6 protein-coding genes and 1 pseudogene are annotated in these 6,882 nt (G+C 40.9%); 2 read left to right on the forward strand and 5 right to left on the reverse strand.

The features are described 5' to 3' along the window. Nucleotides 1–146: 146 nt before the first annotated feature. On the forward strand, nt 147–1,541 hold the full coding sequence (gene dacB, locus ABS917_RS18680) for a D-alanyl-D-alanine carboxypeptidase/D-alanyl-D-alanine endopeptidase (RefSeq protein WP_350480395.1): 1,395 nt from the start codon (nt 147–149) through the stop codon (nt 1,539–1,541). Between the two features lie 67 nt (nt 1,542–1,608). Here dacB and ABS917_RS18685 read toward each other — a convergent pair whose 3' ends face one another. The 4 genes from ABS917_RS18685 to ABS917_RS18700 all read right to left on the reverse strand — a co-directional run bounded on the left by ABS917_RS18685 (nt 1,609) and on the right by ABS917_RS18700 (nt 5,175). Beyond that, nucleotides 1,609–2,193 carry a helix-turn-helix domain-containing protein gene (locus ABS917_RS18685; protein WP_350480396.1) on the reverse strand — a complete coding sequence of 195 codons (585 nt, stop codon included), beginning with the start codon at nt 2,191–2,193 and terminating at the stop codon, nt 1,609–1,611. 473 nt (nt 2,194–2,666) lie between these two features. Then, nucleotides 2,667–3,461 carry an ABC transporter permease gene (locus ABS917_RS18690; protein ID WP_350480397.1) on the reverse strand — a complete coding sequence of 265 codons (795 nt, stop codon included), beginning with the start codon at nt 3,459–3,461 and terminating at the stop codon, nt 2,667–2,669. After that, nucleotides 3,451–4,197 carry an ABC transporter ATP-binding protein gene (locus tag ABS917_RS18695; protein ID WP_350480398.1) on the reverse strand — a complete coding sequence of 249 codons (747 nt, stop codon included), beginning with the start codon at nt 4,195–4,197 and terminating at the stop codon, nt 3,451–3,453. Before ABS917_RS18695 ends, ABS917_RS18690 begins: the two co-directional genes overlap by 11 nt. Next, the gene (locus ABS917_RS18700) at nt 4,198–5,175 is read right to left on the reverse strand and encodes an ABC transporter substrate-binding protein (protein ID WP_350480399.1); all 978 of its coding nucleotides are present in this window, start codon (nt 5,173–5,175) and stop codon (nt 4,198–4,200) included. Nucleotides 5,176–5,314: 139 nt separating this feature from the next. On the opposite strand from ABS917_RS18700, the gene ABS917_RS18705 reads away from it, so the two are divergent. Beyond that, a complete protein-coding gene (locus tag ABS917_RS18705; protein ID WP_350480400.1) occupies nt 5,315–5,929 on the forward strand; it encodes an NUDIX hydrolase in 615 nt (204 codons plus the stop codon). Nucleotides 5,930–6,349: 420 nt separating this feature from the next. Here the strand turns inward: ABS917_RS18705 and ABS917_RS18710 are convergent. Continuing rightward, nucleotides 6,350–6,882 (reverse strand): annotated as a pseudogene (locus ABS917_RS18710) (carboxypeptidase M32); the annotation flags it as partial.

The raw sequence follows: 6,882 nt of genomic DNA on the forward strand, positions 1-6,882 counted from the left end.
GGAGTTTTATTAGAACAAATAAAAATATATTAGAATAATTCAATTTATATTAGAAAATATTGCCCACTTCAATTCGTGCTAACCGTAAATAAATATTTCTGTTAAAATAAATTTACAGTAAATTCTAACAATTCAGGGGGCAGAGTATGGAGGAGATTCAAGAGAAGAATTTAGATTGTGATACAATCACGAAATTGGAACAAGTAGTGGTGACAATTTTAGGGGAGGATAAGGCAACTTTTACTCTTCGGGACCGGAATTCAGGGGAGATTCTTTATACATACCGAGGGGGTCATTTAATGCGCCCGGCGTCCAATATGAAAATCCTGACGGGTGCGGCTGCACTTGCGGAGCTTGGACTGGAATACCGATTTAAAACAGAAATTTATATCGATGGAAATGTTGAAGACCACACGTTAAATGGGGATATTTACGTGAAGGGTTACGGTGACCCGACAATAAATGAAGCGACACTTAAGCATTTTGCGAAAATTTTGCGGGAATACGGCATTCATCATGTGAAAGGTAAGCTAATCGGGGATGATACATATTTCTCGGGTGAAACATTACCTCCGGGAGTTGATGATGAAGGGGAAACCCATTATTACGGGGCGCGTATTTCGCCCATTACGATGTCACCGAATGATGATTTCGATGCGAGCACAATTATCGTGGAGGCAACTGCAGGGAATTTTGGGGAAAAGCCGAGTTTTACTGTCATCCCGCATTTATGTGGTCTGCAAATTTCCAATGAAGCAAAAACAGTGGACAAAAATACTGAAAATACATTGGAAATCCGCCGCATAAATAATACAAGTCAAATCGTGATAACAGGAGAAATACCAGAAGGAGAAAAAGCAAAAGTTTGGGTGTCTCACCAGGAACCTACGAAAAACACGCTGCTGTTTTTCAGAGAACTATGTAAAGGTTCAGGCATCCGTTTCGAACAGGAAGAGGGCATTGATATCGGCACAACGCCAAAGCATGCCAAGCTAATCCACACGCACGAGTCTCGTTCTATCGCTGAGATGTTTTCAATTTTTATGAAATTAAGTAATAACAGCATCGCCGATATTTTCCTGAAAACGATGGGAAAACAAAAGCATGGAATAGGCGATTATGAGCATGGCCTAAAAGTAGTGCGCGCTTATTTGGAAAAGCAGCAAATTGATTTTGCGACATGGCAATTCGCTGATGGTTCGGGCCTGTCACATCATAACCGTCTGCACTCAAATGGTATATCCGAGCTACTGTATGTGCTGCAAAAAGAACCGTATTTCCAGAACTTTTACGAATCATTGCCAGTTGGAGGGAATATAAACAGACTAGTTGGCGGAACGTTAAAAGACCGTTTTTTAGAGCCGGAGCTGCAACAGCGAATATTCGCTAAAACAGGCTATATTCATGAAGTGAATACTTTATCCGGCTATTTAACGGGAAAAAGCGGGAGAGATTATATTTTCTCGATTATGCTTGAAGGTCGGGAAGAGGGAATACCGTTTTTGGATGAAGGGTTGAAGGCGATTATTGAGGTAGTATAAAAAACAACTCAAAAACAGTCTCAACTATTAGCTGTTGTCTAATAGTTGGAGACTGTTTATTAAGGAATTAAATATACTGATAAAATAATCCGTCACGTGTATCAAACCAAATTAGTATCCCGTGTTTTTTACTAGGAGTCGTTGCCTGCAAAGCCCATTCAGGGAACTGCTTGTACAATTGAATTTGATCCCCTGTTGCCAGAGCGATAAATGATACGTAATGATCTTTCGTCATTGGATGGTCTGCAGAAATGGACCATTGCATATCGATTTCTTCTACATTTAGTTTTTGATCGTCCGTAGCTTTTACAGCTGCTAACGGCTCCAGCTTTCGTCCGCAGCACGAAACGGTAAAATTCCCAGTGGATAAACCGATATTCGAACAGCCTGGACATACATAATAGCTTGAATTTTTCATATTGCCTCCTACCAAATCGTTTTGATTTATTTCACCTGTCAGTAAATTTTCTATAGGAATATCGAAGAGGGCAGCGAGCTGAGGAAGAAGTGTAATGTCAGGACATCCGATCCCTCTTTCCCATTTTGAAATGGTGCGGTCCGATAAAAACAGAGCATCTGCTACTTGCTTTTGCGTCATCCCTTTTCCCTTACGCAATGTATAAATTAATTGGCCAATTTTTTCATTATCCATTCGTTTCCCTCCTACTGTTTTAGCATAAAAGGATTGAGGCCGATTCGCAACAAACGGAGCGTAGAGTTGGAATGTATAAAACGCTATTTTGATAATCTGCTTCCCAACAACTGGGGAACTCCAAAAGGGTTTCTTATTTTTGTTGTAGTAGTAATTAGAGAAACAATACAAAGGGGCTTGAACAAATGAAAATTAGCAAAAGCAACAGGTTCGGAACAAATCGGACTCCATACAGCTTCGTTCATGACAAAAGCATCCGACCTTTATGAAAGTATGGGCTTTCAACGTGTTCCGGAACGGGACTTGGAACCAATGAATGACGGAATCATTGTCAAAGGCTATCAGCTCAACCTTTCTAGATAAGGTAACGATCTTCTATGTACAACATAAAGCACAAAAACATCCACTTTTCTCCCCCCACAGGAAAATGGATGTTTTTTCAAATTGTACCGCTGACTTTTTCAACTTACTAATCACTGCTTTTCCAATACCTTTCGTTCAATCAGTTCAACGCCTTTATACATAATCGTTGCCAATACAATAATAATGAGAAGCGCCAGGAATACCAGCGTAAAGTTAAACACTTGGAACCCGGAAATAATCAGGTAACCGAGACCGCTTGATGATACTAAAAACTCCCCGACAATAACCCCAACCCATGACAATCCGACGTTTACTTTTAAAGTAGAAATAATCGTCGGGGTAGAGGCAGGAAGAATAACATGACGGAATGTTTCATATTTGGATGCCCGGAAAAGCTGCATGACTTTAATATAGTTTTCGTTAACTTGCTGAAAAGCGGAAAAAATAACAATGGTCGATATTATAACTGAAATGAGCACACCCATTACGAGTACTGCAAGCATATTCGGTCCGAAAACTACGAGAATCATCGGTCCGATTGCTACTTTAGGCATTGCATTCAGTACGACAAGATAGGGATCCATTACATTGGCAAAAGTTTTGGACGACCATAGCGAAATCGCGAGCAATGTTCCGAGAAGGGTCCCTAATATAAAGCCGACAACGGTTTCGAACAATGTAATCGCAATATGCGGGAATAAGGTGCCGTCCGTTATTTTTGTAATAAATAGGCTTCCTACCGCACGAGGGCTACTGAAAATCAGCGGATCCAGTATGCGGAAATGTGTCGAAATCTCCCAAAATAATAGAAGGCCAACAAGGATCATTATTTGGAAAGAGAAAATCTTACGTTTTTCACGACGCCGCTTCTCATTATATTGCTGCTGCAACTGTTCAATATTCATCCGAATCAAGCTCCTTCCATATTTCCTGGAATAGTACTTGGAAAGCAGGGGCATTTCTTGCTTCGAATGGTGCCAGTTCACGAATTTCCTCCGGGATGATGAAGCTTTTTGCAATAGTCCCAGGACGAGGGCTAAAGATGAATACTTTATCACTCATCGCGATGGCTTCGCTAATATCATGCGTCACCAAAATGGTTGTCGTTGAAAATTGCTTCAATGTATCTGATACAAAGTTTTCAAGTGATAATTTCGATCGGAAATCGAGCGCAGAAAACGGTTCATCAAGCAAAAGTAATGTTGGTTTCACGGCAAGTGTTCGGGCAAGGGCAATACGTTGGCGCATCCCCCCCGAAAGTTGCGGCGGGTAAAGCTTTTTTGTATGTGCCAATTCGAATTGTTCGAGCAATTCATTAACAATCGAGCGATCTTCTTCTTTTTTTAACAGTTTCAAACCGAGTGCGACATTGTCTTCGATTGTTTTCCATGGAAACAAAAAATCCTGCTGAAGCATATAGCCGATTTCAACATCCGATTCAGCAAAATTAATCGAACCGGTTGTTGGTTTCAATAAGCCTGCCAGTAAAGAGAGCAGTGTGGATTTCCCACAGCCGCTCGGACCTAAAAAGGAGACAAATTCTCCTGAATTAACTGTAAAATTTACATCTTCAAGAGCTGTTGCGACTTGCTGTTCTTTAAAGAAATGGTGGGTAACATTTTTTACTTCCAAATAAGTCATTTACTTCACAACCGCATCTGCAAATGACCGGTTTACTAAATCTTTGTAAGCTGGCTCAAACTCCAGGACGCCTGCTTCGGTCATTACATCAAGTAGATTTTGGAATTCACCTTCATCGATAATCGGATCTTTTGCATAAGATTCCTGATTACGGTAACGCGTCACAACCTGCTCAATAATCTTCTGGTCTGTATCTTCAAAGTAAGGGGCAATCGCTTTTGCCACATCAGCACTTGATGCTTCGTACACCCACTTTTGTGCTTTATAAAGTGCTTTTGTAAAGCTATCCACCATTTCTTTTTCAGAGAATGTACTTTCTTTCGTCATAAATACCGTATATGGAATGGCACCAAGCTCTTCGCCGAATGAAGCGACGATTTTTCCGATGCCTTGCTGTTCAAAAATACTTGCAGTCGGTTCGAAAAGTTGTACATAATCACCCGTACCTGAAGCAAAGGCGTTCGCAATATTGGCAAAATCAATATTTTGAATCAATGTTAAATCATTTTGTGGGTCGATCCCTTGTTTTTTCAGTACAAATTCGCCGGCCATTTGCGGCATTCCTCCAACACGCTGACCTAAAAATGTGCTGCCTTTTAAAGCATCCCAGCTAAAGTCGATATTCTGATCACGCGCGACTAAAAATGTTCCGTCTGTTTGCGTAAGCTGTGCAAAGTTAATGACTTTATCGTTCGGATTTTGCCCTGATACATAAACCGAAGTTTCAGCTCCAATTAAGGCAATATCAATGCCGTCCGATAAAAGCGCGGTCATCGTTTTGTCTCCTCCAGGGATAGTTGACAGTTGAATCGATAAACCTTCATCTTCAAAAAAGCCTTCTTCAATCGCTGCATAAAGAGGAGCGTAGAAAATAGAACGGGTTACTTCGCCTACTTTTATTTCCTGCAAATCCTTCTGTCCACAGCCGACCAACAACAATAAAAGCCCAACGAAAAGGGCGATTCTAAGCCATTTCATTTGGTCATCCTTTTCTCTAATAGTGTTGTTGTATCGTATGCAGTAAATGGGTGAGAGGTGTTACTTCCATATTTCCATTTCACCAGGCAAGGCGGTCATGGTACGATAAAGATAACTATTTAGTAAGGTGGAGAATTTTATGGATTTAAATCAACTGAAAGGACAGCTTGCAAAACCGCAGCCTCTGTTTTTAGGGGAAGACACTGCTTTTCGGTCGGCAGTGCTCATCCCGCTTGTAAAGAAACAGGGCGAGTGGCATATTTTATTTGAGGTGCGAGCGTTAACGATGCGCAAACAACCTGGCGATATTAGCTTTCCGGGCGGGAAAATTGATGAGACAGATGAATCGCCGCTTGCTGCAGCGCTTCGGGAAACGCATGAAGAGCTCGGAATTGACCAACAGTCGATTGAACTAATAGGCCATCTCAGTCCATTTGTTATATCACCGGCTTTTATTGTCTATCCGTTCATCGGAATCATTGAGCAGTCGGAACTGAACACATTTAATAAGGATGAAGTCGAAGAGCTGTTTACGGTTCCTTTAAACTGGTTGCTGACGCATGAACCGTATGTGCATTATGTTCCGGTTGAGCCGAAGCCTCCGATTGATTTCCCGTATGATAAAATTGCGAACGGTGAAAATTACGAGTGGCGCTCAAGCCGGATGGAAGAATGGTTTTATGAATACGGAAAGTACACAATATGGGGTTTAACCGCACGCTTATTAAAGCACCTTATTGAAAAATTAAAATAAAAAATCAGGTGTCTTCCTAAAGCCGGGGAGACGCCTTTTTCCTTTGCTTGCCTTAGACCATTAATAGTTTTGATGAGGAGAGAAAATATGCAAATGCTATGGTAAAATCAGTGTATTGTCCTAATGAAGACACGTAGAAAATGAGGAATCGTATATAGCTTAAATAAAGCATTACAAAGAACAGGCAATCATCAAACAAAGAATCAGGAGGCATTTATGAAAGGGAAAAAGATGTTGTATATAGGAGTTGTTGTGGCAATCGTAATTGCTGCAGCTTTAGATATTGCATTTAAAGGGCTAGGTTATCAGCTACTGCAAAAACTATTTTCATAAGTCCGTAATTACCCGTCACATTTAAATGTAGCGGGTTTTTTAAAAATAAAAAAGCAAACCTTTGTAGGAAAAGGCTTGCTTAAAAAACTACAGATTATAAAGCTGTGTATATTTATTCTGTAAGTAGTCGGCCAAATATTTTGCGGAAAGCGGTTCTCCGGTACCTTCCAAAATTAACTCATTCGGTTTTTTCAATGCACCGTATTGATGGACTTTATTCGTTAGCCAATCTTTAATAGGTGCTAAATCTCCGCGTTCACAAAGCTCATCGAAGTTCGGAATGTCCTGATCCATAGCATGTTTCCATTGCGCAGCATACATGAAGCCTAGCGCATAGCTTGGGAAGTAGCCAAAGCTCCCGTCACTCCAGTGCATATCCTGCAGTACACCTTCTGCATCGTTTTGCGGACGAATACCTAAATATTCTTCATATTTTTCATTCCAAACGCGCGGCAAATCTTCCGCCTGTAAGTCTCCATTGAAAATCTCTCGCTCAATTTCGTAGCGGATCATTATATGAAGCGGGTACGTAAGCTCGTCTGCCTCAATACGTATTAACGAAGGCTCTGCGAAATTGATCGCCTTTAAAAATGCTTCGGTTGGTACATCCCCAAATTGCT

Origin of the sequence: Solibacillus sp., from assembly GCF_040273735.1 — a bacterium.
In the GTDB taxonomy this organism is placed as follows: Bacteria; Bacillota; Bacilli; order Bacillales_A; family Planococcaceae; genus Solibacillus.

What these genes read in the sequence shown, in the direction of transcription:
- dacB (WP_350480395.1), top strand. Translation starts at nt 147, where the DNA reads ATGGAGGAGATTCAAGAGAAGAATTTAGATTGTGATACAATCACGAAA.
- ABS917_RS18685 (WP_350480396.1), bottom strand. Translation starts at nt 2,193, where the DNA reads ATGGATAATGAAAAAATTGGCCAATTAATTTATACATTGCGTAAGGGA.
- ABS917_RS18690 (WP_350480397.1), bottom strand. Translation starts at nt 3,461, where the DNA reads ATGAATATTGAACAGTTGCAGCAGCAATATAATGAGAAGCGGCGTCGT.
- ABS917_RS18695 (WP_350480398.1), bottom strand. Translation starts at nt 4,197, where the DNA reads ATGACTTATTTGGAAGTAAAAAATGTTACCCACCATTTCTTTAAAGAA.
- ABS917_RS18700 (WP_350480399.1), bottom strand. Translation starts at nt 5,175, where the DNA reads ATGAAATGGCTTAGAATCGCCCTTTTCGTTGGGCTTTTATTGTTGTTG.
- ABS917_RS18705 (WP_350480400.1), top strand. Translation starts at nt 5,315, where the DNA reads ATGGATTTAAATCAACTGAAAGGACAGCTTGCAAAACCGCAGCCTCTG.